At 42.7% G+C, this 27,000-nt stretch carries 24 protein-coding genes and 1 tRNA gene; 19 read left to right on the top strand and 6 right to left on the bottom strand.

Annotation, left to right across the window (positions count from 1 at the left end; all coding sequences use genetic code 11):
• Window positions 1–27: 27 nt before the first annotated feature.
• Genes DFP75_RS06665 through dnaQ form a run of 3 tightly spaced genes read left to right on the top strand, consistent with a single transcriptional unit; the run spans window position 28 to window position 1,918 of the window.
• Window positions 28–765, top strand: a complete 738-nt coding sequence (locus DFP75_RS06665; RefSeq protein ID WP_110573524.1) for a class I SAM-dependent methyltransferase — start codon at window positions 28–30, stop codon at window positions 763–765.
• Window positions 765–1,208 carry a ribonuclease HI gene (gene rnhA, locus DFP75_RS06660; RefSeq protein WP_245926995.1) on the top strand — a complete coding sequence of 148 codons (444 nt, stop codon included), beginning with the start codon at window positions 765–767 and terminating at the stop codon, window positions 1,206–1,208. Before DFP75_RS06665 ends, rnhA begins: the two co-directional genes overlap by 1 nt.
• The gene (dnaQ, locus tag DFP75_RS06655) at window positions 1,205–1,918 is read left to right on the top strand and encodes a DNA polymerase III subunit epsilon (protein ID WP_110573522.1); all 714 of its coding nucleotides are present in this window, start codon (window positions 1,205–1,207) and stop codon (window positions 1,916–1,918) included. The genes rnhA and dnaQ overlap by 4 nt, the downstream gene beginning before the upstream one ends.
• Before the next feature lie 144 nt (window positions 1,919–2,062).
• Here the strand turns inward: dnaQ and nhaB are convergent, their stop codons facing one another.
• Window positions 2,063–3,565 carry a sodium/proton antiporter NhaB gene (gene nhaB, locus DFP75_RS06650; protein ID WP_110573520.1) on the bottom strand — a complete coding sequence of 501 codons (1,503 nt, stop codon included), beginning with the start codon at window positions 3,563–3,565 and terminating at the stop codon, window positions 2,063–2,065.
• A 249-nt stretch (window positions 3,566–3,814) separates the two neighbouring features.
• On the opposite strand from nhaB, the gene sohB reads away from it, so the two are divergent.
• Window positions 3,815–4,858, top strand: coding sequence for a protease SohB (sohB, locus tag DFP75_RS06645; RefSeq protein WP_342767497.1), 1,044 nt, complete (start codon window positions 3,815–3,817; stop codon window positions 4,856–4,858).
• 71 nt (window positions 4,859–4,929) lie between these two features.
• Here the strand turns inward: sohB and DFP75_RS06640 are convergent, their stop codons facing one another.
• The 3 genes from DFP75_RS06640 to folX are packed head-to-tail and all read right to left on the bottom strand — an operon-like array spanning window position 4,930 to window position 9,534.
• Window positions 4,930–5,748: a CsiV family protein gene (locus tag DFP75_RS06640; RefSeq protein ID WP_110573518.1), complete on the bottom strand. Its 819-nt coding sequence runs from the start codon at window positions 5,746–5,748 to the stop codon at window positions 4,930–4,932.
• A complete protein-coding gene (gene mfd, locus DFP75_RS06635; protein WP_110573516.1) occupies window positions 5,745–9,158 on the bottom strand; it encodes a transcription-repair coupling factor in 3,414 nt (1,137 codons plus the stop codon). Before mfd ends, DFP75_RS06640 begins: the two co-directional genes overlap by 4 nt.
• A gap of 7 nt (window positions 9,159–9,165) precedes the next feature.
• Window positions 9,166–9,534: a dihydroneopterin triphosphate 2'-epimerase gene (folX, locus tag DFP75_RS06630; RefSeq protein ID WP_110573514.1), complete on the bottom strand. Its 369-nt coding sequence runs from the start codon at window positions 9,532–9,534 to the stop codon at window positions 9,166–9,168.
• A gap of 440 nt (window positions 9,535–9,974) precedes the next feature.
• Here folX and DFP75_RS06625 point away from each other — a divergent pair, with 440 nt between their 5' ends.
• The 9 genes from DFP75_RS06625 (at window position 9,975) to sthA (ending at window position 18,598) form a co-directional block, all read left to right on the top strand.
• A complete protein-coding gene (locus DFP75_RS06625; protein WP_110573511.1) occupies window positions 9,975–11,312 on the top strand; it encodes a Na(+)-translocating NADH-quinone reductase subunit A in 1,338 nt (445 codons plus the stop codon).
• Window positions 11,313–11,315: 3 nt separating this feature from the next.
• Window positions 11,316–12,512 carry an NADH:ubiquinone reductase (Na(+)-transporting) subunit B gene (locus DFP75_RS06620; protein ID WP_110573509.1) on the top strand — a complete coding sequence of 399 codons (1,197 nt, stop codon included), beginning with the start codon at window positions 11,316–11,318 and terminating at the stop codon, window positions 12,510–12,512.
• Window positions 12,505–13,302 (top strand): Na(+)-translocating NADH-quinone reductase subunit C, encoded by a 798-nt coding sequence (locus DFP75_RS06615; protein WP_110573507.1) that lies wholly within the window; start codon window positions 12,505–12,507, stop codon window positions 13,300–13,302. Before DFP75_RS06620 ends, DFP75_RS06615 begins: the two co-directional genes overlap by 8 nt.
• On the top strand, window positions 13,302–13,964 hold the full coding sequence (locus DFP75_RS06610) for an NADH:ubiquinone reductase (Na(+)-transporting) subunit D (RefSeq protein ID WP_110573504.1): 663 nt from the start codon (window positions 13,302–13,304) through the stop codon (window positions 13,962–13,964). Before DFP75_RS06615 ends, DFP75_RS06610 begins: the two co-directional genes overlap by 1 nt.
• Window positions 13,965–14,573 carry an NADH:ubiquinone reductase (Na(+)-transporting) subunit E gene (nqrE, locus tag DFP75_RS06605; RefSeq protein WP_110573502.1) on the top strand — a complete coding sequence of 203 codons (609 nt, stop codon included), beginning with the start codon at window positions 13,965–13,967 and terminating at the stop codon, window positions 14,571–14,573.
• 42 nt (window positions 14,574–14,615) lie between these two features.
• Window positions 14,616–15,842 carry an NADH:ubiquinone reductase (Na(+)-transporting) subunit F gene (nqrF, locus tag DFP75_RS06600; protein ID WP_110573501.1) on the top strand — a complete coding sequence of 409 codons (1,227 nt, stop codon included), beginning with the start codon at window positions 14,616–14,618 and terminating at the stop codon, window positions 15,840–15,842.
• Between the two features lie 64 nt (window positions 15,843–15,906).
• A complete protein-coding gene (locus tag DFP75_RS06595) occupies window positions 15,907–16,920 on the top strand; it encodes an FAD:protein FMN transferase (RefSeq protein ID WP_110573498.1) in 1,014 nt (337 codons plus the stop codon).
• 28 nt (window positions 16,921–16,948) lie between these two features.
• A complete protein-coding gene (gene nqrM / locus DFP75_RS06590) occupies window positions 16,949–17,182 on the top strand; it encodes a (Na+)-NQR maturation NqrM (protein ID WP_110573496.1) in 234 nt (77 codons plus the stop codon).
• A gap of 21 nt (window positions 17,183–17,203) precedes the next feature.
• Window positions 17,204–18,598: a Si-specific NAD(P)(+) transhydrogenase gene (sthA, locus tag DFP75_RS06585; protein WP_110573494.1), complete on the top strand. Its 1,395-nt coding sequence runs from the start codon at window positions 17,204–17,206 to the stop codon at window positions 18,596–18,598.
• A 77-nt stretch (window positions 18,599–18,675) separates the two neighbouring features.
• On the opposite strand, the gene DFP75_RS06580 is transcribed toward sthA, so the two are convergent.
• Both DFP75_RS06580 and DFP75_RS06575 read right to left on the bottom strand, forming a co-directional pair.
• A complete protein-coding gene (locus DFP75_RS06580; RefSeq protein WP_110573491.1) occupies window positions 18,676–19,227 on the bottom strand; it encodes a hypoxanthine-guanine phosphoribosyltransferase in 552 nt (183 codons plus the stop codon).
• A 38-nt stretch (window positions 19,228–19,265) separates the two neighbouring features.
• Window positions 19,266–20,126 (bottom strand): YihY family inner membrane protein, encoded by an 861-nt coding sequence (locus DFP75_RS06575; RefSeq protein ID WP_110573489.1) that lies wholly within the window; start codon window positions 20,124–20,126, stop codon window positions 19,266–19,268.
• 334 nt (window positions 20,127–20,460) lie between these two features.
• Here DFP75_RS06575 and DFP75_RS06570 point away from each other — a divergent pair.
• The 6 genes from DFP75_RS06570 to DFP75_RS06545 all read left to right on the top strand — a co-directional run bounded on the left by DFP75_RS06570 (window position 20,461) and on the right by DFP75_RS06545 (window position 26,994).
• Window positions 20,461–20,537, top strand: a tRNA-Arg gene (locus DFP75_RS06570).
• A 121-nt stretch (window positions 20,538–20,658) separates the two neighbouring features.
• Window positions 20,659–21,984: a trigger factor gene (gene tig, locus DFP75_RS06565; RefSeq protein ID WP_110573487.1), complete on the top strand. Its 1,326-nt coding sequence runs from the start codon at window positions 20,659–20,661 to the stop codon at window positions 21,982–21,984.
• 74 nt (window positions 21,985–22,058) lie between these two features.
• Entirely contained in the window at window positions 22,059–22,691 is a 633-nt protein-coding gene (clpP, locus tag DFP75_RS06560) for an ATP-dependent Clp endopeptidase proteolytic subunit ClpP (protein ID WP_110573485.1), read from the top strand.
• 16 nt (window positions 22,692–22,707) lie between these two features.
• A complete protein-coding gene (gene clpX, locus DFP75_RS06555) occupies window positions 22,708–23,988 on the top strand; it encodes an ATP-dependent protease ATP-binding subunit ClpX (RefSeq protein ID WP_110573483.1) in 1,281 nt (426 codons plus the stop codon).
• Between the two features lie 212 nt (window positions 23,989–24,200).
• A complete protein-coding gene (lon, locus tag DFP75_RS06550; protein WP_110574439.1) occupies window positions 24,201–26,594 on the top strand; it encodes an endopeptidase La in 2,394 nt (797 codons plus the stop codon).
• A gap of 127 nt (window positions 26,595–26,721) precedes the next feature.
• Entirely contained in the window at window positions 26,722–26,994 is a 273-nt protein-coding gene (locus tag DFP75_RS06545; protein WP_012069435.1) for an HU family DNA-binding protein, read from the top strand.
• The last annotated feature ends 6 nt before the right edge of the window (window positions 26,995–27,000 follow it).

Below are 27,000 nucleotides of genomic sequence, written 5' to 3'. Positions count from 1 at the left end.
TGCCGTTATAAATAGAGAATTCATTGTATGTTGGATGATCAATCAAGACAATTTTTTCAGAAATGGTACAAAAGCAATTTAGGTGAAAGCTTATTAGAGCTGGAGAAGAGTCAGCTTGACTCCGAGCTAGATTCCGCTGTGGGTTACTATCTAGTGACTCAGTCGCCTCTTAAAAATTTGCCATTGAAAAACCACCGGCTGCGCGAAAGTATTATGATTGCCCCTGCGCTAGAATTCGGAGCGCCTAATAATACAGTGGTGGCAAGGGCAAGCGAATTGCCCCTTGAGTCTGATGGTGTTGATGTGCATATATTTCATCACTTGTTGGATATTTCTGCCACACCCCATGACGACTTGCGAGAAGCTGCAAGAACCTTGTTGCCCAGCGGAAAGCTCATCATTATTGGTTTTAATCCTTGGGGGTTATGGGGGATTCGTCGGCTCTTTAGTAAGAAAGTTAAGGCGCCTTGGTGTGGGCAATTTATTCGTCATAGACGTTTAGAGGACTGGTTGAAAGTAGCAGGTTTAACCTTAGAATCGACCCGTTTTATTTATTATGAACCGCCCCTACAAAGTAGCAAGTGGCGGGGCCGTTTTGCTTGGATTGATAAGCTATTAAGGCCGTTAAAATTACCTTTTAGTGGAGTCTATGTAATGACTGCAACCAAGCAAGTTAGGCGTTTTATTCCATTAAAACCTCGTTGGTCTGGCGCTCGAGTTCGGGTGCCTCCTTTAACAAAACCAACAGCAAAAGAGATGAAGTAGTGAAAAAAGTTGTGATGTATACAGACGGTGCCTGTAAAGGAAACCCAGGTATTGGTGGTTGGGGTGCATGGTTAACCTTTGGAGAGCATGAAAAGCGCTTATGTGGTGGTGAACATGACACAACCAATAATCGTATGGAGCTGATGGGCGCTATAGAAGGTCTTCGCGCCTTAAAGGAAGTGTGTTCAGTAACACTTTATACGGATTCTTCTTATGTGCAAAAAGGCATTACAGAATGGTTAGCTGGCTGGAAGCGTAAAGGCTGGATGACGGCCTCCAAGCAACCGGTTAAAAATAAAGATTTGTGGCAAGTTCTTGATGAACAATGCCAGTACCATGAGGTTACATGGAAATGGGTAAAAGGGCATGCGGGTATTGAAGGCAATGAAATTGCCGATCAGTTGGCAAATCAGGGGATTGAAGAGTTAAGGGCGGCATCATGAGACAGGTTGTTCTTGATACAGAAACAACAGGTATAGATCCACGACAAGGCCATCGTATTATCGAGATTGGTTGCGTTGAAATGATTGGTCGAAAGCTAACGAATCGTCACTTTCATGTTTATATCAATCCGGATCGAGAAGTAGAAGAAGAGGCGTTTAGAGTTCATGGTATTAGTAATGAATTTCTAGCAGACAAGCCACGTTTTCATGAAGTTGCCCAAGAGTTCTTTGATTTTATTAAAGGTGCGGAGCTAATAATCCATAATGCCCCGTTTGATATTGGCTTCATGGATGCTGAATTTGCTCGCATCGGTGGCTTTCCTAAAACTGAAGAAGTATGCAGTGTTTTTGACAGCTTAGTTTATGCCCGTAAAAAACACCCAGGCCAAAAGAACAATCTTGATATTCTCTGTAAACGTTATGGCATAGACAACTCTCATCGTGAATTACACGGAGCCCTTCTTGACTCCGAAATTCTTGCTGATGTCTATTTGTTGATGACGGGCGGCCAAACCAGTTTAGGTTTGGCGAATCATTCCGACTCTGATTCGAAAGAAGAAGGGGAAGTCGAATCGATTCGTCGTTTCTCTGCGGATCGTCCCGCACTGAAAGTCATTAGAGCAAACGCGGATGAGCTAAAGGCTCATGAAGAACGTTTGGATCTAATTGATAAAAAGTCAGGTCAGTCTTTATGGCGGATTAAGCACTAGCAGATAAGTGAGTGTGGTTAAGCTTACTTGATTATGTTTTGGTGTAACCCAAAAAAAAGCCCTCTTCGAAAGAGGGCTTTTTTATGCGTTAAAAGTACTTAGCTTACATTGGTGTGCTAAGTGCTTGAGTGTTGGGAGAGAGTCTCACAATAAGTAGGTCACACAGAGTCCGCCGACAACACTCAAAACGATTGTGTAAGGCAGCGCCATCCACACCATCTTTCCATAAGATAAGCGAAGCAATGGTGCGATAGCGGACGTTAATAGGAATAGGAACGCAGCTTGACCGTTTGGTGTCGCTACACTTGGAAGATTGGTGCCGGTGTTGACGGCTACAGCTAACGTATCAAAGTGCTCACGAGTAATGTTACCAGCATCCAATGCTGCTTTAATTTCGTTAATATAAACAGTGGCGACAAAGACGTTATCACTGATGGCTGATAATAATCCGTTGGCAATAAAAAGCATTAGTGGCTGCTGGTTTGTTGGCATATTCAACACGACATCAATCACAGGTTGGAATAAATGTTGTGCATGAATCACCGATACCACGGTGAAAAAAACCACTAGCAGCGCAGTGAAAGGCAGAGACTCTTCAAACGCGTGGCCAATACGATGCTCTTCAATGATGCCATTAAATGACGTCAATAAAACAATAACCATCAAGCCAACCAAGCCAACTTCAGCGACATGGAATGCCAATGATAACATTAAGAGAATGGCAACAATGCCTTGGACTATAAGTTGTGCTTTGATCTTGTTCGTGTGTTTTTGGCTTTCTTCTTTTTCAAAGTTATTCAGAATGTCTCGAACTGTGTCTGGCAGCTGAGCGCCGTAGTCAAACCAAGCTGTTTTTTCTAATACGATTACGGTTAATAAACCACAGAGTAGAACTGGCATTGAGACAGGTGCTACATTCAGGAAAAATTCACCGAAGTTCCAGCCAGCTACTTTAGCAATAAGTAAGTTTTGCGGTTCGCCTACCAAAGTAGCCACACCGCCAAGTGCTGTACCAACGGCTCCATGCATTAATAAATCACGTAAAAAAGAGCGGAATTCATTTAGATCTTCGGCGTTAACAGGCAGGATTGAATCGTCTTTTCCGTGGTCGTGATTTTTATTAGAACTTTGGCCAGAAGCGGCCTTGTGATAGACCGAATAAAAACCGACGCCAACACTAATAAGAACAGCCGTCACGGTTAATGCATCTAAAAAGGCGGAGAGTAGGGCCGCAGAAAAGCTAAATATCAACGAAATGACGATCTTAGATTTTACTTTTACGAGCAGTTTATTGAAGATAAACAACAGCATATCTTTCATGAAATAAATGCCTGCCACCATGAACATCAAAAGTAGGATCACTTCAATGTTATGGGAAACCTCTGAGTACACGCCTTCTGGTGTAGTAAGGCCAAGCACGACAGCTTCGATGGCAAGTAGTCCGCCAGGCTGTAATGGGTAGCATTTTAGCGCCATGGCGAGTGTGAAAATGAACTCAATAATGAGAAGCCAACCAGCAACGAATGGCCCTAATACGACCAAAACAATTGGGTTGATAATCAAAAATGCTAAGATTATTTGCTTATACCAAAGCGGCGAGGCACCGAGGAAGTTTCTTCCAAACGATTGGGATAACGAAGGTGTCATTTGTTGCTCCTTTATAGAAAGGCACTTAAATGTGCAAAAAAACTAACAGGATTTTTTTACTTTTCTGGGGCAATCAAAAGAATCTTGTTAGCTTTCTTATTCTTGGTATAACTAGGAAGATTGTTCAAAGTGTGCAGATAATAAGGTAAATACAACACAGTATCTATAGCGTTATATCATTGAAAGAGATTGTTATTTATAAAAATACCCCCAATATGCCAAGAACTTATGAATATTTAGAGGAAGTGAATGTTGGAATTTTTTGCGGATTACGCTGGTTTTTTGTTGAAACTGCTTAGTGTGGCTTTGGTTATTGGTTTTTTGTTGGCCATGATGGCAGGTGGGAAACGCAAGTCTCAACCAGGGAGTTTGTCTGTTACTAAGTTAAATGAGCACTATGACGAAATGAAGGTTGAGCTCGATCGTCAGTTGTTAGATAAAAAGGCGCTTAAAAACTTAGAGAAAGAAAAAAAGAAAAAAGACAAACTAGAGAAAAAAGCACAGAAGAAAGAGCCTGCTGAGACTGAGAAGGCAGATAAAAAGCGCTTATATGTGTTGGACTTTGATGGTGATATAAAAGCGTCCGCAGTGGAGTCTTTGCGAGAAGAAATTACAGCGGTACTCAGTGTTGCTAAGCCGAAAGATGAAGTGGTTGTTCGTCTTGAGAGTGGTGGTGGGGTCGTTCATGGTTATGGTTTGGCGGCGTCTCAATTGCAGCGTATTCGTGAAGCTGGAATTCCATTGACTGTTTGTGTTGATAAAGTAGCAGCAAGCGGCGGCTATATGATGGCGTGTGTGGCCGATAAAATCATCGCCGCTCCTTTTGCTATTTTGGGCTCTATTGGTGTAGTGGCACAAATTCCGAATGTTCATCGATTGTTGGATAAAAGTTTGATTGATGTTGAGCTTCATACGGCAGGTCGTTACAAGCGCACTTTGACCATGTTAGGTGAAAACACCGAGGAAGGTCGTGAAAAATTCAAGCAAGACCTAGAAGACACTCATGGCTTATTTAAGCGTTTTGTATCTGGTCAGCGTCCACAGTTGGATATTGAAGACATTGCAACGGGCGATACTTGGTATGGCTCAGAGGCGTTGGAAAATAAATTGGTTGATGTGGTGATGACGAGTGATGCGTACTTGGTGTCTCATTATCACGATACAGAGGTAGTGCGCGTTGTCTATAAACAACCAAAGGGAATGGCGGAACGTTTAGGTTTGTCTTTCTTTTCTGTGGTTGAGCAAAAAGCGGTTTCTTGGTTTAGCCGTTTAACGCAATCGCGAGGTTATTAATTTCGACGTACTTGTCTTGGTTAATGCATTTAAAAAGGCCGCATTCTATGAATGCGGCCTTTTTTATGAGGCTATTCTTGAGTTGAAATTGTGCGTTTAGCCAACTCGTTAGTGCTTTTAAGGTCGTTGTAGTTAAGACTCGCCCCAGTTTCTGGGCTGATGGTTTGAAGCGCTATCTTTTCAATGGCATCTTCTAGTTCGATGGGCTCAAAATAAAGAAGAGTGCCAATGATTGGATGGTCCAAATAATTAACTTTTTTACTGGCTGTTTTATTGCTTTCATTTAACTTTAGGACTAGCGCTGGCTCGAACTCTTTGAACTCTGGCTTGGCTGCACTGTTTTCACGGCTTGTTTCAGTGAAGAAACTCGCGTTCTCTGATTCGTTATTGAGGCCGAATTGGTCAGAGTCCGGAAGTGTGAAGCTATCAAAAAGGTAATGCTGATAGTGGATGTCAGACTCTAGGTATCGCCCTAATTTAATAGAGATACTGCCCGTTAGTTCGGGGTAGTTGTCTTTTGCTTGCTGGCTATGGAAGCTTTTATAAATAGTGTCGCCTGGGTGCTTGAAGATCAACGTCCATGTTTTATTAACTAAAATTTTTGTATGGCTTCCAATTTTGTCTTCGATGTTGCCGAAAGGGGCTTTTCCTAGCTCTTGGCTAACACTAATTGGTGCAGCTGCTTCTTCATCTGTTAGCCTAACTAGTTGGTCGGTAGATAGCACATTTTTATAGTCGACCTGCTCAGTTGATTGGCCCTCTGGCCACAAGAAAGTCACCAAGTAGCCTTGATAGGCTCTAGCCGTGTCTGGATCTATATCTCCATCATCGGCAAACACTTGAGTATTCATTAGCGTAAGTGATAACGCTATCGCAATTAAAGATTTCAATGTAATAATTCCAATGTCATGGTGGTTTGTTGAAAGCGCTCTTCCGCACTATTCATTGGGGCCAGAAACTTTAATGTATCTGATCCTACTAATTTGTAAATATCAGGCTTGGTCTGAATGAGCTTAATCAGCTTCATAGGGTCGACTGGTGTTTTGCTGCTGAAGAAGATTTTACCTTCTTTCGCGTTGGCTTCAATTTTATTAATGCCCAACGTTTCTGCTTTGAGTTTCAAGTCGGTTTGCCTGAATAGGTTTTTCGTTTCGTCCGGTAGCAAGCCAAAGCGGTCTATCATTTCCACTTGAAGATCTTTGAGTTCTTCAGCGCTTTTTGCACTGGCGATGCGTTTATACAATATCAGTCGTGAGTGCACATCGCCTAAGTAATCTTCAGGAATTAGTGCTGGCACCCTTAAGTTGACATCTGTTTGAGCTGGAGAGGAAATATCAACATCTGGCGATTCTCCATTCTTTAAAGACTTCACAGCACGGTCGAGCATGTCCATAAACAATGAGAAACCAACATGCTCGATATGTCCGCTTTGTCCGTCTCCTAGTAATTCGCCTGTTCCACGTATTTCCAAATCGTGTGTAGCGAGGGTAAAGCCTGCCCCCAATGTATCGGCTAGAGTGATGGCCTCCAAGCGTTTCTCCGCATCGCCTGTGACTTTGCGGTCATTTGGTGTTAGCAAATAGGCGTAAGCTTGGTGGTGAGATCGTCCCACTCGACCACGTAGCTGATGCAGCTGGGCAAGACCAAATTTATCGGCACGCTCTATAATAATGGTGTTGGCGTTTGGAATGTCGATGCCCGTTTCTATAATGGTTGAGCAAACAAGAATGTTAGCGCGTTTGTGGTAGAAGTCTGACATGACTTGCTCTAGCTCTCGTTCACGCATCTGACCATGACCAACAATGACGCGGGCTTCCGGAATAAGTTCTGCTAGCTCTTCAGCTGCTTTTTGAATGGTTTGTACTTCATTATGTAGATAATACACTTGTCCGCCACGGTGCAGTTCTCGCAATATGGCCTCTTTAATTTGGTGCTCATCTTTTTGCTTCACGAAAGTTTTAACGGAAAGACGCTTAGCTGGTGGCGTGGCAATAATGGATAAATCACGGATGCCAGATAAAGACATATTAAGCGTCCGAGGAATCGGTGTGGCCGTCAGGGTTAATATGTCGACCTCTGCTCGTAACGCCTTAAATTGTTCTTTTTGTTTGACGCCAAAGCGGTGTTCTTCGTCAATGATCACAAGCCCTAGATTAGCAAACTTGATATCACTTTGAATAAGCTTGTGAGTGCCCACCACAATGTCAGCTTTACCTGATTCTAAACGATCGATGGCTGAGTTGGACTGTTTGCCTGAACGGAAGCGAGACAATAACTCAACTTCCACAGGCCAATCGGCGAAGCGGTCACAGAAATTTTCGTAGTGTTGTTGTGCCAATAGGGTGGTTGGTACAAGCACGGCGACTTGCTTGCCATCTTGAACGGCTAAGAAGGCCGCTCGCATAGCCACTTCTGTTTTACCAAAGCCTACATCACCACAAACCAGTCGATCCATTGGTTTTTTGGATAACATGTCTTTCATTACGGCGTCGATGGCCATCTGCTGGTCTGGTGTTTCTTCAAATGGAAAGCCTGCAGCGAACAGCTCATATTGGTCGTCGGGTTTAGCGAAAGCGTAGCCCACACGAGCCTCGCGTTGAGCGTATATTTCCAATAGTTCAGCAGCGGTATCGCGAGCTTTTTCAGCGGCTTTTTGTTTGGCGACGCTCCATTTGTCTGTGCCTAGCTTATGCAGTGGGGCTGTGTCTTCGTCTGCTCCTGTGTAACGAGAAATAAGCTGCAAAGATGACACGGGCACATAAAGTTTTGCGTCATTGGCGTAGCCAAGCGTTAATAGTTCCGTTTCTTGCCCGTCAATTTGTAGGTTGGTTAGCCCTAAGTAACGGCCAACACCATGGTCTATATGTACGACAGGCGCGTTCAGCCTTAATTCGGTGAGGTTACGAATAATCGCGTCTTCACTGATGTTGTTCTGTTTGTTGCGGCGACGATGCTGGGATACGCGCTCACCTAAAATCTCGCTTTCTGGAATCAGTATTAACTCATCACTGATACTGAAGCCGCGACCAATGTTGCCTTCTGTGATCGCTAAGGATTTTGTCGATTTCGTGAAAGCATTCCAGTTTTCGACGTATTTCGGTTTGATGCTGTGCTTTTTTAGTAGATCAAGCAGGGCTTCACGACGACCTGCTGATTCGGCAACAATAAGCACCCGAGCCGATGTGTTGGCAAGGAATTGTTGTAGTAAGCCTAGTGGTTGTGGTGCTTTTGAGTCGATTTTTACATTTTCGACGGCTTTATAGGTTGGGTGTTCGCCTGCAGCAGAAAAGATGACGTTGGTGTATTGATTAAGTTGAGAAAAAAACTCTTCTTCTTTTAAGCAGATTTCTTCAGGCTTTAAAATAGGGCGTTCGATGTTGTAATTTAGCGATTCATGACGGCTGCGGAAATCGAGCTGGATGCTGGCTAGCTGCTCATTGAAAGTGTCCGATCTCACTAAAAAGGTATTATCTGGCAAATAGTCAAAGACGCTGGCTGTTTGCTCAAAAAATAGCGGTAAATAGTATTCTATGCCCGCAGGAATAATGCCGCTGGAGATGTCTTGGTAGATAGGACTAGAAAGCGGATTTGTCTCAAAGCGCTCTCTAAATGCTTGGCGAAATTGTTGAATCCCCTGAGGTGTGGTTGGGAACTCTTTTGCTGGAAGCATTTTGATTTCTGCAATTTTGCTGATGCTGCGCTGAGTTTCCGGGTCAAACCATCGAATGGAGTCGATTTCGTTATCAAACCAATCTATTCGAATGGGGTTTTCCGCCCCCATTGGATACACATCCATCAGCGCACCACGAATAGCGTATTCCCCGTGTTCGTGGACATTTTCTACATTTAGATAACCAGCGTTGGTGAGCTTTCGAGAAAGCTGCTCGAGCGGAAGTTCTTGGCCCTCTGCTAAATGAAAGCGCTGTGCGTCAATGTGTTGTTTAGGGCAAAGACGAGTTAAGCAAGAAGCAATCGTGGTGAGAATGATTGGGTTCTTGCTTTCTGTCAGTCTGGCTAATGTTTCAAGTCGCTGGGAAATGATGTCTTGATGGGGGGAGAAGGCATCATACGGTAAGGTTTCCCAGTCACTGAATCTTAATATGTCTTTATTCTGGTTATTAAGAAACTGTATTTCATCTTCGAGCTCATTTAATTCGGCAACGGTATTGGCCATAAAGAGAATGGGCTGCTTATATTGAGAAGCGATTGCTAGCAGCTGTAGCGCTTTGCGGCTGCCGTCTAATCCATGTATGGTGTTTCTAAAGCCTGGTTTCGAGGTGATTGATACGGTTTCTGGCATGTTGGGCTTATTGTTCTTTCGTTGCGGACAGTGTTAAGGAGACGGAATCGGCAAAACGCAAAGCGTGTGGTTTTGCGACTTCAACTTTTGCGAAGGTGACATGGCTTGATTCCATGCACAGTGCTAATAGATCCGCGGTGAGTTTTTCAAGCAAAAGAAAGCGGTTGTTCTCTGTATGAGCTATCATTTGCTTACAAATGGTTCGGTAATTTACTGCATTTTCAACGTTATCTGTATCGTAGGCTTGAGACGCTGGGTATTGAATCCAAGCGTTGATTACGACGTCTTGCTTGTTCTGTTTTTCAGATTCATTGAATCCAATGTAAGTTCGTAAGCGTAAGTTCTTAATATGAATTTGAGCTTCTGGTTTTATCATAGCTTTTCTTCCATGTTCGGGCCTACTAAATAGTTAGGCGGTATTGTGTCGTTTTCGATCTTGTATGGCAACTCGCTTAAAGTACGGTGAGAAGCATTTTTTAGATCGGTTTATCTGATTTTTTACAGAGAGGGATGTTGAAGTGACGGTGGCATCCTTTCATCTAGTAATAAAACAACAAAAAAAAGGATTTTTTAAGGTCGCAACTCAGTGAATAAGGATAAAGTTGTGCTTTTAAATAAAAGTTGATGCTTAAAGACGACGTCATGAGCTGGTCAATGGCGGGAATGATCATTATAATACGTCGGTTTTTTGGTGAAGTGAGTTTGCGTTTTACAATTATCTTAAAGTAATTGTTTGCTTGTGCATGCTTTCCCGGAGGGGAGCATAAGCTATTCGCATTGCGCTTTTGGTGTTCAATTTATTGTTGGGCAGAACATATGTATAAAATTACAAAAGGCCTAGATCTTCCGATCTCTGGTGCTCCCAATCAAGTGATTGAGACGGCTGCTGCTGCTAAAACAGTTGCTGTGATCGGTCCTGACTACCATGGCATGAAACCTACCATGTTAGTTAAGGAAGGGGATAAGGTTAAGAAAGGTCAGGTTATCTTTACGGATAAGAAAACAGAAGGCGTAAAGTATACGGCTCCTGCTTCTGGAACGGTAACTGAGATCAATCGTGGTCAGAAACGTGTTTTACAATCTGTCGTAATTAGTGTCGAAGGTAATGAGTCTGAAGTCTTCGCATCGTATTCCGGTTCAGAATTAAAGTCTCTTGAACGCAGTAAGGTTGTTGATAATCTAGTGGAATCTGGATTATGGACAGCATTCCGTACGCGTCCATTCTCGAAAGTACCTGAAATCGATTCAGCACCGCATTCTATTTTTGTTACTGCGATGGATACGAATCCATTGGCAGCCTCACCAGAGGTTGTGCTGGCAGATCGAGCAGAAGAATTCGCAGACGGTCTTACTGTATTAGCGCGTTTGACTGAAGGTAAGGTGTTTGTTTGTAAGGCGCCAGGAACTAAAATTCCAACAACGTCTGAAGTGACCGTTGAAGAATTTGCCGGTGTTCACCCTGCGGGTCTTGCTGGTACGCATATTCATTTTCTTGACCCAGTAAGCGATAAGAAAACAGTTTGGTCTATTAACTACCAAGATGTTGTTGCTATCGGCAAGCTGTTTGTCTCAGGTGAACTAAGTGTTGAGCGTGTTGTTTCTATCGCTGGTCCTCAAGTTAAAAAGCCTCGTTTGCTTCGCACTCAAGTTGGTGCAAGCTTAGATGGTTTGTTGGCGGGTGAATTAGCAGATGGTGAAAACCGAGTGATCTCTGGCTCTGTTTTTTCTGGTCGTAATGCGGCTGGCCCTTTTGCTTTCTTGGGTCGCTACCACAATCAAGTGTCTGTTTTGCTTGAAGGTCGCGAGCGTCAAATGATGCACTATCTTCGTGCCGGTGTAGAAAAACACTCGATTATGAATGTGTTTTTGTCAAAGCTGACTGGTAAGAAATCATTCAATATGACAACAACTACCAATGGTAGTGATCGTACTATGTTGCCGCTAGGTAATTTTGAGCGTGTTATGCCGCTTGATATTTTGGCAACTCAACTATTACGTTCGTTGGTTGTGAATGATACGGAGCAAGCTCAAAAGCTTGGTGCGCTTGAGTTAGATGAAGAAGATTTGGCTTTGTGTACTTACAGTTGCTCAGGTAAGTTCGAATATGGCCCGATTCTTCGTGATTGCCTAACTCTAATAGAGAAAGAGGGTTAATTCATGGGGCTTAGAAAAGTACTCGATAAAATGGAACCTGAGTTTCATTCAGGTGGTAAATATGAAAAATGGTATGCGCTGTTCGAAGCAGTAGATACTATTTTCTATCGTCCAAGTTCTGTTACTAAGAATGGCTCCCATGTTCGTGATGCGGTTGATATGAAGCGTATTATGATCTTGGTGTGGATGTGTACATTCCCTGCAATGTTTTTTGGTATGTACAATATTGGTTTCCAAGCAAATACGGCGATGGACGCAATGGGCGTTACAGCGGCGGATTCTTGGCGCCATTCCATTATTGGTGGTCTTACTAATTATGATGCCTCAAGCATTTGGGACAATATGATTTACGGGGCAATGTACTTTTTGCCTGTTTATCTTGTTACATTTGTTGTTGGTGGCTTCTGGGAAGTTTTGTTTGCTTCTGTGCGTAAGCATGAAGTGAATGAAGGTTTCTTTGTAACCTCTATCCTTTTCTCCCTTTCTTTGCCTGCGACTGTGCCTTTATGGCAAGTGGCTCTAGGTATCACTTTTGGTGTTGTGCTTGCAAAAGAAGTGTTTGGTGGAACAGGTAAAAACTTCCTTAACCCAGCGTTAGCGGGTCGTGCTTTCCTATTCTTCGCTTACCCAGCGTCTATGTCTGGTGATGCGGTTTGGACTGCAGTTGATGGCTTCTCTGGTGCAACAGCACTAAGTCAGCTTGCTGCTAGTGGCGTGCCTGGTTTGACGGTTGCTTGGTCTGATGCTTTCTTTGGCTTTATTCAAGGCTCAATGGGTGAAACTTCTACTCTTGCTATCTTAATCGGTGGTGGTGCGTTGTTGGTGATGAGAATCGCTGCGTGGCGTATTGTTGCTGGTGTTATGCTGGGTATGATTTTAACCTCTGCGTTGTTTAATGTGATTGGTTCTGACTCAAATCCAATGTTCTCTACTCCGTGGTACTGGCATCTAGTTTTAGGTGGCTTTGCTTTCGGTATGATGTACATGGCGACAGATCCAGTGTCAGCATCTATGACAAATCGTGGTAAGTGGTTCTACGGTGCCTTGATTGGCCTAATGGTTGTTCTAATTCGTGTTGTTAACCCTGCATACCCAGAAGGTATGATGTTGGCGATTCTGTTTGCGAATTTGTTTGCACCATTTATTGACCACTTTGTTGTTCAAGCAAACATTAAACGGAGGATTGCACGCAATGGCTAGCAGTAACGATAGTATTAAAAAGACCATTATAGTTGCGTTATCTTTGTGTTTGGTTTGTTCTATTTTTGTTGCAGCCGCAGCGGTAGGTTTAAAGCCTATCCAGAACACCAACAAAGACTTAGACCGTAAGCGTAATATTTTATCTGCAGCTGGCATGCTTGAACCTGGCAAATCAGTTGATGAGGTTTTTGAATCGGTTGAAACTCGTATTGTTAATTTGCAAACGGGCGACTTTGCTACTCAGGCTGAACTTGATAGTGCAGGTATCAAACCGTCTACTTTTGATCAAAAAGCAGCCGCGAAAGATCCTAGTCTATCGATTTCGCTACGAGGCAATGATCCGGCAGGTATTAAACGCCGTTCAAATTTCTCTGCGGTGTATCTTGTAAAATCGGGCGATAATATTGACCGTATCATTCTGCCTGTACATGGTTACGGCTTATGGTCAACTATGTATGGCTTTATGGCTTTGAAGAGTGACTTCAATACAGTGATTGGTTTTGGTTTTTATGACCAAGCTGAAACACCTGGATTGGGTGGTGAGGTTGATAACCCGAACTGGAAAGCGTTGTGGAAAGGTAAAGAGATCTACAACGGTGAAGGTGAGCCTGTCATTCATCTTGTAAAAGGTGGGGTAGATAGTTCTGATCCTGATGCTGAGCATAAAGTGGATGGTTTGTCTGGTGCTACACTAACAAGTCGTGGTGTTACTCATCTTGTTCAATACTGGTTGGGTCAGGAAGGGTTTGGACCGTTCTTATCGCAACTACGTAGCGAAGGAGTTCAATAATGTCTGATGTGAAAAAAGTCCTCTTTGGGCCAATTCTTGCTAATAACCCGATTGCTTTGCAGATCTTGGGTATTTGTTCTGCATTGGCTGTAACAAGTAGCATGAAAGTTAGTTTGGTTATGGCAATCGCCTTAACCTTGGTAACGGCTTTCTCAAGCTTTTTTATTGCGATTATTCGTAGCCATATCCCAAACAGCATTCGTATCATTGTGCAGATGATCATTATTGCCTCTTTGGTAATTGTGGTGGATCAGGTTTTGAAGGCATTTGCTTACGAAATCAGTAAACAGCTTTCTGTATTCGTAGGTCTTATCATTACGAACTGTATCGTAATGGGACGCGCAGAAGCGTTTGCCATGAAAAATGGCCCAATAATGAGCTTTGTAGATGGTATTGGTAACGGTTTGGGTTACAGCGCAATGTTGATTGTTGTTGCCTTTTTCCGTGAATTGCTTGGTGCTGGTAAGCTATTTGGTGTCGAGATCTTCGCTACTGTTCAGAATGGCGGCTGGTACCAACCTAATGGTTTGATGCTGCTTCCACCTAGTGCATTCTTTGTTATTGGCTTGGTTATTTGGGCTCTGCGTTCTTACAAGAAAGAACAGATTGAAGAACCTGAATTCAAGATTGCAGCGAATTCTCGTTCTCAGGAGGCGCTATAAATGGAACATTTAATAAGTCTGTTTGTTAAGGCTGTTTTTGTTGAAAACATGGCTTTGGCCTTCTTCCTTGGTATGTGTACTTTCTTAGCGTTGTCTAAAAAAGTAGAAACAGCGATAGGTTTAGGTATTGCGGTTGTGGTTGTTTTGGCAATTACAGTTCCGCTTAACAATCTGCTATATCAAAACCTGTTGGTTGACGGCGCTCTAGAGTGGGCTGGTTTACCAGGTGTTGATCTTAGTTTCCTAGGTTTGTTGAGCTACATTGGTGTTATCGCCGCTGTCGTTCAGATATTGGAAATGACATTGGATAAGTATATGCCTGCGTTGTACAACGCCTTGGGTGTATTCTTGCCTCTTATTACCGTGAACTGTGCCATCATGGGTGCCTCTTTATTTATGGTTGAACGTGACTATAACTTTAGTGAAAGTCTTGTTTACGGTGTAGGTGCTGGTGTTGGTTGGGCGTTGGCGATTGCTGCGCTTGCTGGTATTCGGGAGAAACTTAAATATTCAGATGTTCCTGCAGGTCTTCGTGGTCTTGGTATCACGTTTATTACTGTCGGTTTGATGAGTTTAGGTTTTATGTCATTTTCTGGTGTTCAGCTTTAATTGGCTGCTCATTTAGACAACCAAGAATAAGGTTTAACTAACATGTTCAACTTAGAAATTATTCTAGGTGTGGTGATGTTCACAGCTATCGTGCTTGCGCTAGTGGCAATTATTCTTGCTGCTCGTGCGCGCTTGGTAAGTTCTGGTGACGTAACAATCCGCATCAATGGCGAAAAGGAAGTGACTGCACCAGCTGGTGGTAAGTTACTTCAAACTTTAGCAAACAGTGGTATTTTTCTATCATCAGCTTGTGGTGGTGGCGGTACTTGTGCCCAGTGTAAATGTAAAGTGACTAGTGGTGGTGGCTCTATGCTATCTACTGAGCAGTCTCACTTTACTCGACGCGATGAAAAAGAAGGTTACCGTTTGTCTTGTCAGGTTTCTGTGAAACAGGATATGGACGTTGAAGTACCTGAAGAGGTATTTGGTGTTAAGGCTTGGGAATGTACTGTAGAGTCAAACCCTAACCTAGCAACCTTTATCAAAGAGTTGACGTTGAAATTGCCTGAAGGTGAGAACGTTGATTTCCGTGCCGGTGGTTATGTTCAGCTAGAAGCGCCACCACACACGGTTCACTATAAAGATTTTGATATTGAAGAAGAATACCGTGGTGACTGGGATAAATTTAACCTTTGGAAGTTTGTTTCTAAGGTTGATGAAACCGTTATCCGTGCTTACTCAATGGCTAACTACCCAGAAGAAAAGGGTATTGTGAAGTTTAATATTCGTATTGCTTCTCCGCCTCCAGGTAAGGATGATTTGCCACCAGGTCAGATGTCTTCTTATGTGTTCAGTCTTAAGCCTGGCGATAAGATTAAAGTATACGGCCCATTTGGTGAGTTCTTTGCGAAAGATACGGATGCTGAAATGGTGTTTGTTGGTGGTGGTGCAGGTATGGCACCAATGCGTTCACACATCTTTGACCAGCTTAAGCGTCTAAACTCTAAGCGTAAGATTAGTTTCTGGTACGGTGCTCGTAGTCTACGTGAGGCTTTCTATTCTGAAGAATATGATAAGCTTCAAGAAGAAAACGAGAACTTCCAGTGGCATTTGGCGCTTTCTGATCCTCAACCAGAGGACAACTGGGAAGGTAAAACTGGCTTCATTCATAACGTTCTTTATGAGAACTACTTGAAAGATCACCCAGCCCCAGAAGATTGTGAGTTCTACATGTGTGGGCCTCCAATGATGAACGCATCTGTTATTAAGATGCTAGAAGATCTAGGTGTAGAAAAAGAAAACATCTTACTTGATGATTTCGGCGGCTAACACCCGAATAAAGACCCACCAAATGGTGGGTCTTTATTTTATTGGTAACTAAAAAAAGATTTATATGCGTAAAAAAATAGTATTTTTTGCTTTTCTACTTGTTGTCACTGCGGCTGTGTTCCGCTTCTCTGTATTTAGTCCTGAATTAGTAAGTTTTTCCGGTCCTACTATGGGGACAACTTATACAGTTAAGTTTTTTACAACTAAAGATGTTCCGAATGCTATCGATCTAAAGGATGAGGTGGATTCTGCTTTAGTTAGAGTTAATAAGTTGATGTCTACCTACGACCCTAACTCAGAGCTTTCACTCTTTAATAAGTCACCAGCCAATCAATCTACTATCATTAGTGAAGAGATGGCTTATGTGATCGATAAAGCGTTATTGATTAGTGAAATGAGTAGTGGTGAGTATGATGTTACAATAGGGCCACTAGTGAATTTATGGGGATTTGGCCCAGGTAAACGAGAAGATGTCGTGCCTAGCCAAGCCGCAATTGATGAGGCGAAGTCTCGCGTGGGGTATCAATTTTTGACGTTGGATGGTCTTCGATTAACCAAACAAAAAGATATCTACGTTGATCTGTCCTCTATCGCAAAAGGTTACGGTGTTGATGCTGTTGCTTTAGTGTTACAAAAGCATGGTATTGAGAGTTATTTAGTTGAGGTGGGTGGTGAGATTGCCTCAAAAGGGATGAAATCAGACGGATCCCCTTGGCGTATCGCAATTGAAAGTCCTGCAGGTGGTCACGATATTGCTGAGAGAGTTATTTCATTGACAGATGTTGCTGTTGCCACCTCAGGTGACTATAGGAATTACTTTGAGAAAAATGGTGTGAGGTACTCTCATACTATTAACCCTGTTACAGGAAGGCCAATCACACATAAGCTGGTTTCTGTGACAGTAGTAGATAAAACGACAACAATGGCGGATGGTCTTGCAACGGCTATTACTGTGCTAGGTCCTGAAAAAGGCCTTGAATTCGCACAGCAAAATGGAATTGCAGCGTACTTGTTAGTGAAGACCGATTTTGGTTTTGAAGAGTATTCTTCTAAAGCCTTCGAGCCATATTTGAATTAAAAGCAATGAATTTTTTGGGAGAGATCATATGTTAACTATTGTTCTGGCATTTGTTCTGATGCTTTTGTTGGTAGCAGCCATGGCTGTTGGAGTTTTGATGGGTAGAAAGCCTATATCTGGCTCTTGTGGTGGCATGAGTGCGTTAGGTATGGAGGTCGCCTGCGATATTTGTGGCGGCGACAAAGGTAAATGTGAGAAAGAAACGAAAAAAGGTATGGCCGCAACAGTTTCTGATGACACGTTTTACGACGCATCTAAATAATTGAACAGTAAAGAGGGTATTATGACGACGAGACATTATGATGTTGTGGTGTTAGGCACAGGTCCTGCCGGAGAAGGCGCAGCGATGAGTGCGGCGAAGGCAGGCAAAAAAGTGGCTGTTATTGAGGCGAGTTCGCAAGTAGGCGGAAGTTGTACGCATTTAGGAACCATTCCATCAAAAGCGTTGCGTCATGCTGTTAAGGAAATTATTGCCTTTAATACTAACCCAATGTTCCGTGATATTGGTGAGCCTCGTTGGTTTTCATTTCCAAAGGTTTTAGACCGAGCAAATAAAGTTATTGATAAGCAGGTTATGGGCCGCACAGAGTATTATGCGCGTAACCGAATTGATATTTACTTTGGTCGAGGCAAATTCAAAGATGCGAACACGATAGAAGTAAATACCTATGAGAAAGGTCCTGAGCTTCTAGTCGCGAAGAAAGTTGTGATCGCAACGGGCTCTCGCCCATACCGTCCGGCCAATATTGATTTCTCACATCCTCGTATTTATTGTTCTGATACCATTCTAAGCTTGAGCCACACACCTCGTTCTCTGATTATCTACGGCGCAGGTGTTATCGGTTGTGAGTATGCGTCCATTTTCTGTGGTTTGGGTGTTCGGGTTGAGTTGATTAACCCAGCTAAAAAACTATTGAGCTTCTTGGATGATGAAATCACCGATGCTTTAAGCTATCACTTGCGTGATGGTGGTGTGCTTATTCGACACAATGAGACATACGATTCCGTTGAAACGACAGAGCGTGGTGTTGTTATGCATATGGCGTCAGGTAAAAAACTACGTGCAGATGCTTTATTGTTCTGTAACGGCCGATCAGGTAATACTGATAACTTGGGATTAGAGTCAATTAATCTTGATGTGAATAGCCGTGGTCAATTGGCAGTAAATGATACCTATCAAACGCAAGTTGAAAACGTTTATGCTGCGGGTGATGTTATCGGTTGGCCAAGTTTAGCGAGCGCGGCCTATGACCAAGGTCGTGCTGCGGCGGCTAATATGTTTGGTGCTCCAGGTGGTGAATTCATCAGTGAAGTGCCGACAGGTATTTATACAATCCCAGAAATCAGTTCAGTTGGTAAAACAGAAGCTGAGCTTACGGCTGAAAAAGTGCCTTACGAAGTGGGTCGCGCTTTCTTCAAAAATACGGCTCGCGCTCAAATTACGGGTGAAGCGGTTGGGATGTTGAAGATTCTGTTTCACCGTGAGTCTTTGGAGTTATTGGGGATTCATTGTTTCGGTGACCAAGCGTCTGAGATTGTTCACATCGGGCAAGCTATTATGAAACAGCCAGGCAAGCAAAATACATTAAAGTATTTTTTGAATACGACCTTTAACTATCCGACTATGGCAGAAGCCTATCGAGTGGCGGCGCTTAACGGTTTTAACCGCGTTTTCTAAGTGTTTTTAGGTTAAAAAAATACCCACTTTAAGTGGGTATTTTTTTGTCTATCGTTTTGGCGTAATTTGTTTGGTTATTAGCTGTCTTTTACAGCGTAAATGCCTTTTAGGTTTCTGAAAAAGCCTTTGTAATCCATGCCATAGCCGAATAAGAAACGGTCAACAACATCTTCTCCAACATAGTCCGGTGTCATGTCTGTTTTTCGATCGTGCAGTTTGTTGATGACGGTTGCTGTATAGACGCTATCGGTTCCTTGGGATTCTAGCCATTCTACGATAGCTTGAAGCGTGTGTCCTTGATCAAAAATATCATCCACTACCAGAACGTGTCTGTTTTTTAGCTCCGTTTGTGGGTAGCTTAACCAATTAAGTGATGCGCCTTCTGTTTCCATGCCATAGCGTGTCGCGTGAATGTAGTCCACTTCAAGAGGGAAATTGAGGCGTTCGATTAGCGCAGCAGTTGGAATTAAGCCTCCATTCATAACACACAGTACAAGAGGAAGCTTGTCAGAAAGGTCTGCAGTAATTTGACCGGCCATCTTATCTAGCGCTTTGTTTAGCGTAGCTTCATCGACTAAGCAATCTGCTTCTTCTAAAATTTTGTTTAGTTCGTTGATTGTGTTCGTCATGGTGGGCCCTATTGTGAAAAAATTGGCGGGATTTTACATTAATCTTGACCAGATGATAAGTTTTTATCTTGGTTGGCGCCTTTTATGCTGTGCAAGGTGGCGCAAAGACAAATAGAGGCCAAAACAATGAGCCATGAGCTTTGTAGCCAAATAAGGAAAATTGGAATGGCGGCAAATGCACCATAAACAACCTGATAACTTGTGAAAAATTGTGCGAACGAACTAAAAATTGTATTTAGAAGGAACAGCCCAATGCTCCCAGCTAAGGCTGAAATAGAAGCCCATTTAACCGATACGTCTGCGTTTGGGGTTAAATAATTAAGTGTTAGCAGCATTAAAAAATACAGTACGACGGAGGCAAATCCGAGCAAGTTATTTAGCCAAGAGTTTGTCTGGTTGTCTTGTATTTCCATTGAGATCAGCGTTCCGTACAGGCTTAGTGACGCTGCAAACAAGATAGGGCCTAAGGTTAAGATGGCCCAATAAGTTAAAAGGCGTTCCCTTAATTTGCGGGGTTTTTCTATCCGCCAAATAGACTGAACACTGTTTTCAAAACTATTGAGTAATAAAAGGGCGGTTAAAAATAGAGCGATAAGACCGGCGATTGGGAGGTTTTTAGTTTGAGCGGAAAACTCGATTAAATAGGGGAGCATAATGTCACTTGACCCCGGCGCCATATGTTGCTCTATAAGGCTGAAGAGCTGTGATTGCATGTCTTTCAGTGCAGGGGTGAAGCTCAATATTCCAACAATGATAGTGATGATAGGGACGGCTGCCAGCAAGCTAGACAGTGTTAATTGAGCGGCCTTTTGAGAAAGGTTGCTGTTTTGAAAGCGACTTTTTGTCAGATGCCCATAACGTTTTACAAGAAGGTATATTTGATTAAATATTTGCAGCATCTTTGGTTTGACCCAATTTCGTTATTTGAATGCTTTAACGATATCACAGCTCAAAAAAAATTATAAAATTTCTTGTTTGTGTAAATTGCACAAATACAGTGCAAGGTGTTTTGTTTTGGCGCATTGCGCTTGTTTTTGTGAAAAGCGGGTTGTATTATTTACCTCGTTCCTTTTGTGATATTTGTACTTCGGAGTAGTAGATCTAAGCTATTCTAGGTTCCTTGGTTGCAAATAATCATTTTGGCCCAGTTTTACTGGGCTTTTTTATGTCTATTGGTTGACGATTGCTATTCCATCCCTATAATAGCCCACCACATGAAATGTAATGATCTAGGTTCCGTTAGCTCAGCTGGATAGAGCAACCGCCTTCTAAGCGGTAGGTCACTGGTTCGAATCCAGTACGGAGCACCATTTCAGTCCATTACTTTAATTGAATTTTTTTATTTAGGTTTTGCTGGCTGTAATTGAATAGATGCCTTGTTAATGACAAGGAAGCCAACAAATTAAAAGCAAGTTCCCGAGAGGAAGTTTTATGCAAGTTTCTGTAGAGACAACGTCTCCAATCGAGCGCGTTTTAACAATTAGTGTTCCTGCTGCTCGTGTTGACGAGAAAGTAAATTCTGAAGTGGCTAAAACAGCGAAGACAATTCGTATCGATGGATTCCGTAAGGGTAAAGTCCCTGTTAGCGTTGTGAAAAAACGTTACGGTCAAGGTATTCGTATTGATGCTGTAGAGCAAATCATGCGCGATGCTTATGTTGAAGCTATTCAAAAAGAATCTATTCAGCCTGCAGGTATGCCTTCTATTGAGCCAAAGAACTTCGCTGAAGGTGCAGATCTTGAGTTCGTTGTAAAAGTTGAAGTTTACCCAGAAGTTGCATTGGCAGATAGCTCTGCAATCAAAGTTGAGCGCGTTGTATCTGAAGTAACAGACGCAGACGTTGACACTATGCTAGAGACATTGCGCAAGCAAAATGCTGATTGGTCTGCAGTTGAGCGTGAATCTGCTGATGGCGATCAAGTGACAATCGACTTTGTTGGTTACCTTGGTGATGAAGCTTTTGAAGGCGGTGCTGCTGAAGGTCACAAGCTAGTATTGGGTTCCAATACAATGATCCCTGGTTTTGAATCTGGTATCATTGGTGCTAAAGCAGGCGAAGAGCGCACAATTACTGTGACTTTCCCTGAAGATTACCAAGCAGAAAACCTGAAAGGTAAAGAAGCAACATTCAAAATCACAGTTTCTGAAGTTGCAGAGCAAATTATTCCAGAACTAGATGACGCTTTTGTTGAAAAATTTGGTTTGGAAAATGCGACCGTTGATGCTCTACGTGCAGAAGTACGTAAGAACATGGAGCGTGAGCTTAATCAAGCCGTTAAAGCTAAATTGAAAAATGCGTTGTTCGAAGGTTTGGCTTCTATCAATGAAGTTGAAGTACCTTCTGCGCTTATCGATCAAGAAGTTGATGCACTTCGCAAGCAAGCTGCTCAGCAGTTTGGTGGTCAAGGTTTCGACGCATCTCAGCTGCCTGCTGAGTTGTTCCAAGATGAAGCGAAAAAACGCGCTAAGCTTGGTTTGTTGATTTCTGAAGTGATCAAAAAAGATGACTTGAAAGTGGATGATGATCGTGTACGTTCATTCTTAGAAGATATGGCGCAAGCTTATCAAGAGCCACAGCAAGTAATCGATTTTTACTTGAAGAACAAAGAACAATTGGCGCAAGTGCAATCTGCTGTACTTGAAGAGCAAGTTGTTGATAAACTGTTAGAATCTGCTCAAGTTACTGAAGTAACTTTGGGTTATGAAGACGCTATCAAGCCAAATGCCCAAGCTGAAGAGGCTGGGGAAGAAGCATAAGACGAGTCTTATCTTTTTTAATAAGGTCGACATAGCATTCGCTATGTCGACTTTTTTGTTTTAAGGAATGCGATATGAATTTGACGAATCCAACTACTGGTCCTGTTGCAATCACAAGTAATGGTCTTGTTCCAATGGTAATTGAACAGACTGCTCGTGGAGAAAGGTCGTTCGATATTTACTCGCGCTTGCTCAAGGAGCGAGTAATCTTTCTAGTTGGTCAGGTTGAAGACCACATGGCTAACTTGGTAGTGGCTCAGCTATTGTTCCTAGAGTCTGAAAACCCAGATAAAGACATCCACCTTTATATCAATTCTCCTGGTGGTTCGGTTACAGCCGGTATGTCTATTTATGATACGATGCAGTTTATAAAGCCAGATGTTAGTACTATGTGTATTGGTCAGGCAGCTAGCATGGGCGCATTGTTATTGACAGCCGGTGCAGAAGGTAAGCGTTACTGCTTGCCAAATTCACGCGTAATGATTCATCAGCCATTGGGCGGATATCAGGGGCAAGCTTCTGATATTGAAATTCATACTCGCGAAATTTTAAGCATTAAACATAAACTTAATGAGATTATATCTTTTCATACAGGCAAGCCGATTGAGCAAGTCGCTCTTGATACGGATCGTGATAACTTCATGAATCCTGAAACAGCAAAAGAATACGGCTTGATTGATGAAATATTGCAGAAACGAAAAGTTTAAGAAAAGGGTGGAATAAATGTCGGATGATAATTTTAGCCGTGGCGACCACTCCGATCGGTTATTGTATTGCTCTTTTTGCGGAAAGAGCCAAGACGAAGTTAAGAAGCTAATTGCAGGCCCTTCTGTTTATATCTGCAATGAGTGTGTAGATCTGTGTAATAACATTATTACGCAAGAGCTGTCTCAAGCAGCAGAAGATGGTGAGTCATCAGATGAGCTGCCAACACCTGCTAAATTGAGCGCTGCGTTGGATGATTATGTTATTGGTCAGGATAAGGCTAAGCGTGTTTTGGCTGTGGCTGTATATAACCATTACAAGCGCTTACGTCACCAAGGTAAAACCGATACAAGCATTGAGCTTGGTAAGAGTAACATCTTATTAATTGGTCCGACGGGTAGCGGTAAGACATTGCTTGCTCAAACTCTTGCTCGTGTATTGGATGTTCCTTTTACCATTGCAGATGCAACAACGTTAACAGAAGCTGGTTATGTTGGTGAGGATGTCGAGAACATCATTCAGAAACTATTGCAGAACTGTGACTATGATGTAGAAAAAGCGCAGCGCGGAATTGTCTACATTGATGAAATAGACAAAATTTCTAGAAAATCTGATAACCCTTCTATCACTCGAGATGTGTCTGGTGAAGGTGTTCAGCAGGCTTTGCTTAAGCTGATTGAAGGTACGGTTGCGTCTGTTCCTCCTCAGGGTGGACGTAAACACCCTCAGCAAGAGTTTCTGCAAGTAGATACCTCTAACATTTTGTTTATTTGTGGTGGTGCGTTCGCTGGTTTGGAACGTGTTATCAGTGAAAGAACAGAAAAAAGTAGTATTGGCTTTTCTGCTATGGTGAAGAGTAAAGAAGAGGGTCGAACCTTTTCTGAAGCGGTACACCGAGTAGAGACAGAAGATTTGGTTAAATTTGGTTTGATTCCAGAGTTTGTGGGTCGCTTGCCTGTAGTGGCAACGCTTTCAGAGTTGGATGAAGAAGCTCTAATGACTATCTTAAGTAAGCCGAAAAATGCTTTGGTTAAACAGTATCAGCATTTATTTGAGTTAGAGGGCGTTGAACTAGAGTTCACACCTGAGTCTTTACGAGAGGCGGCTAAATTGGCGCTTGAGCGTAAAACGGGGGCCCGTGGTTTGCGCAGTATTTTAGAATCCTCTTTGTTGGATTGTATGTATGAGCTGCCAACTCGTAATGATGTTGAAAAAGTTGTATTGGACGCTGCGTCTATTCGCGGTGAGTCAGCACCTTTAATGGTATTAGAGAAAGAAGACGTCGCAAAAAAAGCGTAATTTTTTGATACTTGTTTAATTTAAAGCCGAATTTAGGTGTCATTACTTAAATTCGGCTTTTTTTATGGTGTTTCGCTTTAAAACACTGTGTAGACTAAATTCAAATGGTTGCTATGCTTGTAATTTCGGGCATCGCCCTTATCTCTTTCCTAATCGTTGTTTAAATTTGAAAAGTGCGCTTTGTTTCTATGCGCCCCGAATTGGAAGAAAATATGACAGATTCTTTACTACTGCCAATGTTGCCACTTCGCGATGTGGTTGTGTATCCCCATATGGTCCTACCGCTCTTTGTTGGTCGCGCTAAGTCTATAGCGGCATTAGAGTCTGCTATGGAAAATGATAAGCATGTCTTTCTTGTTGCTCAGCAAGATGCCTCTAAAGATGATCCTGTACTAGGAGATTTATATTCAATTGGTACTACTGCAAAAGTGATGCAGTTGCTACGTCTACCTGATGGCACGGTGAAAGTGCTTGTTGAAGGTGGAAAGCGTGCTCGCCTTGAATCAATGGAAGAGGGTGAAGGATTTGTTCTTGGTCGTATTACCGAATTGGATGTCCAAGAAGAAGATGACACAGAGCACAATGTAATCCGCAATGCGCTTATTAAGCAACTGGATGAGTATGTTGCTGGCAGTAAGCGTATCCCTGCAGAAGTGGTCTCTTCATTAAAGTCTATTGATGATCTATCAAAATTGATTGATAACATCACAGGCCACATGAGCTTGAAGCTTGAAGATAAGCAGAAAGTGTTGGAAATAGATTCACTCACTGGCCGTGGCGAGTATTTAATTGGCTTGATGGATGGCGAGTTGGATATTGCTCACCTCGAAAAAAGCATCCGCAGCCGTGTTAAAAAACAGATGGAAAAAAGCCAGCGTGAGTACTACTTGAATGAGCAAATGAAAGCCATTCAAAAAGAGCTGGGAGACATGGAAGACAGCGGCAATGAATTAGACGCGCTTCAGGAAAAAATTAATGAAGTGGGTATGTCTGATGAAGCCAAAGACAAAGCAGAAGCTGAATTGAAGAAGCTGCGTATGATGTCGCCAATGTCTGCAGAGGCAACAGTGGTTCGTGGTTATATCGATTGGTTAACTTCATTGCCATGGAAAAAGCGCAGCAAAGTGCGTAATGACTTGGCCTACGCTGAAAAAATTCTTAACCAAGACCATTATGGTCTACAAGATGTTAAAGAACGCATTTTAGAGTTTTTGGCTGTTCAACAGCGCGTGAAGAAAGTTAAAGGGCCTGTGCTTTGCTTGGTTGGGCCTCCTGGTGTTGGTAAAACGTCTCTGGGGCAATCTATTGCAAAAGCCGTGAACCGTCAGTACGTTCGTATGGCACTTGGTGGTGTACGTGATGAAGCTGAAATACGTGGTCATCGCCGTACATACATCGGTTCCATGCCAGGTAAATTGTTGCAAAAATTGGCCAAAGTAAAAGTTAAGAATCCACTCTTTTTATTGGATGAAATCGATAAAATGGGCATGGATCAACGTGGTGACCCAGCTTCGGCTCTATTAGAAGTATTGGATCCAGAGCAAAACCATACGTTTAATGATCATTATCTTGAAGTGGATTTTGATCTATCTGATGTAATGTTTATTTGTACGTCGAACAGTATGAATATTCCTGGTCCATTGCTTGACCGTATGGAAGTAATTCGTATTCCAGGCTACACCGAAGACGAGAAGCTTAACATCGCAAAACGTTATTTATTGCCTAAGCAAATCAAGCAAGCTGGATTAAAAGAGAAAGAAATTCAGGTGACGGATGATGCACTTATGGATGTCATTCGTTACTACACCAAAGAAGCGGGTGTGCGTGGTTTGGAGCGTGAGTTAAGTAAAATTTGTCGTCGCGTGGTGAAAAAGCAGGCTTTAACTAAGGCAAAAGATACAAAAGCTGTCGAAGTAACGAGTGAAAATTTAGAAGATTTTTCTGGAATTCATAAATTTAGTTACGGAAAAGCAGAAGAAAAAAATCAAATTGGTCAAGTTACAGGCTTGGCTTGGACCTCTGTTGGTGGTGAATTATTGACCATCGAGGCGGCTGGTGTACCAGGAAAAGGACGTCATGTTAAGACAGGTTCGCTTGGCGATGTGATGCAAGAATCTATTCAGGCAGCATTAACCGTTGTCAGAAGTCGAGCGATTGGTCTGGGAATTGATGAAGATTTTCATGAAAAAACCGACCTTCATTTGCACGTTCCAGAAGGCGCGACGCCTAAGGATGGCCCGAGTGCTGGTGTCGCTATGTGTACAGCTATTGTTTCTGTGCTCACAAAGATCCCCGTTAAGGCCTCTGTGGCAATGACTGGCGAGATTACGCTGCGTGGGGAGGTGCTACCTATAGGTGGGCTTAAAGAGAAGCTTCTGGCGGCTCATAGAGGTGGTATAAAAACCGTCATTATACCGCAAGAAAATGCTCGTGATTTGAAGGAAATTCCTGATAATATCAAAGCCGACATCGAAGTCATCCCTGTTAAGTGGATTGATGAGGTGCTGGATATCGCTTTGGAGTACATTCCTTCACCAAAAAAGGTAGAAACCTTACCTTCTAGTGAAAAAACTGTTGATGAACAAGAAACTGTAAGTCATCATTAAGGGCATATCCTGTGTTGACAGGTAGTAGGTCGGGCTTGTATAACTTCTCGCTCGGCCTTGTTGGTAGGTGTGTTTATACTGAGCCGAAAAAAATTAAGGAACCACGAAAATACTGAAGGGGTACAACGTGAACAAATCTGAATTGATTGATGCTATTGCAGCTTCTGCTGATTTATCTAAAGCTTCTGCTAGCAATGCTCTTGACGCAACACTAAAAGCAATTGAAGCGGCTTTAGCAAAAGGTGACCAGGTTACACTAGTTGGTTTTGGTACTTTTGCAGTTAAAGAACGTGCGGCACGTACAGGCCGTAATCCTCAAACTGGTGAGGAAATCCAAATTAAAGCAGCGAAGGTTCCTGGCTTTAAGGCAGGTAAAGGTCTTAAAGACGCTGTAAACTAATGTTTT

It is taken from the genome of Marinomonas alcarazii, from assembly GCF_003208215.1.
GTDB lineage: Bacteria > Pseudomonadota > Gammaproteobacteria > Pseudomonadales > Marinomonadaceae > Marinomonas > Marinomonas alcarazii.
The sequence above is the reverse complement of the archived record's forward strand: the minus strand, read 5'-3'. Positions and strand labels throughout refer to the sequence as shown.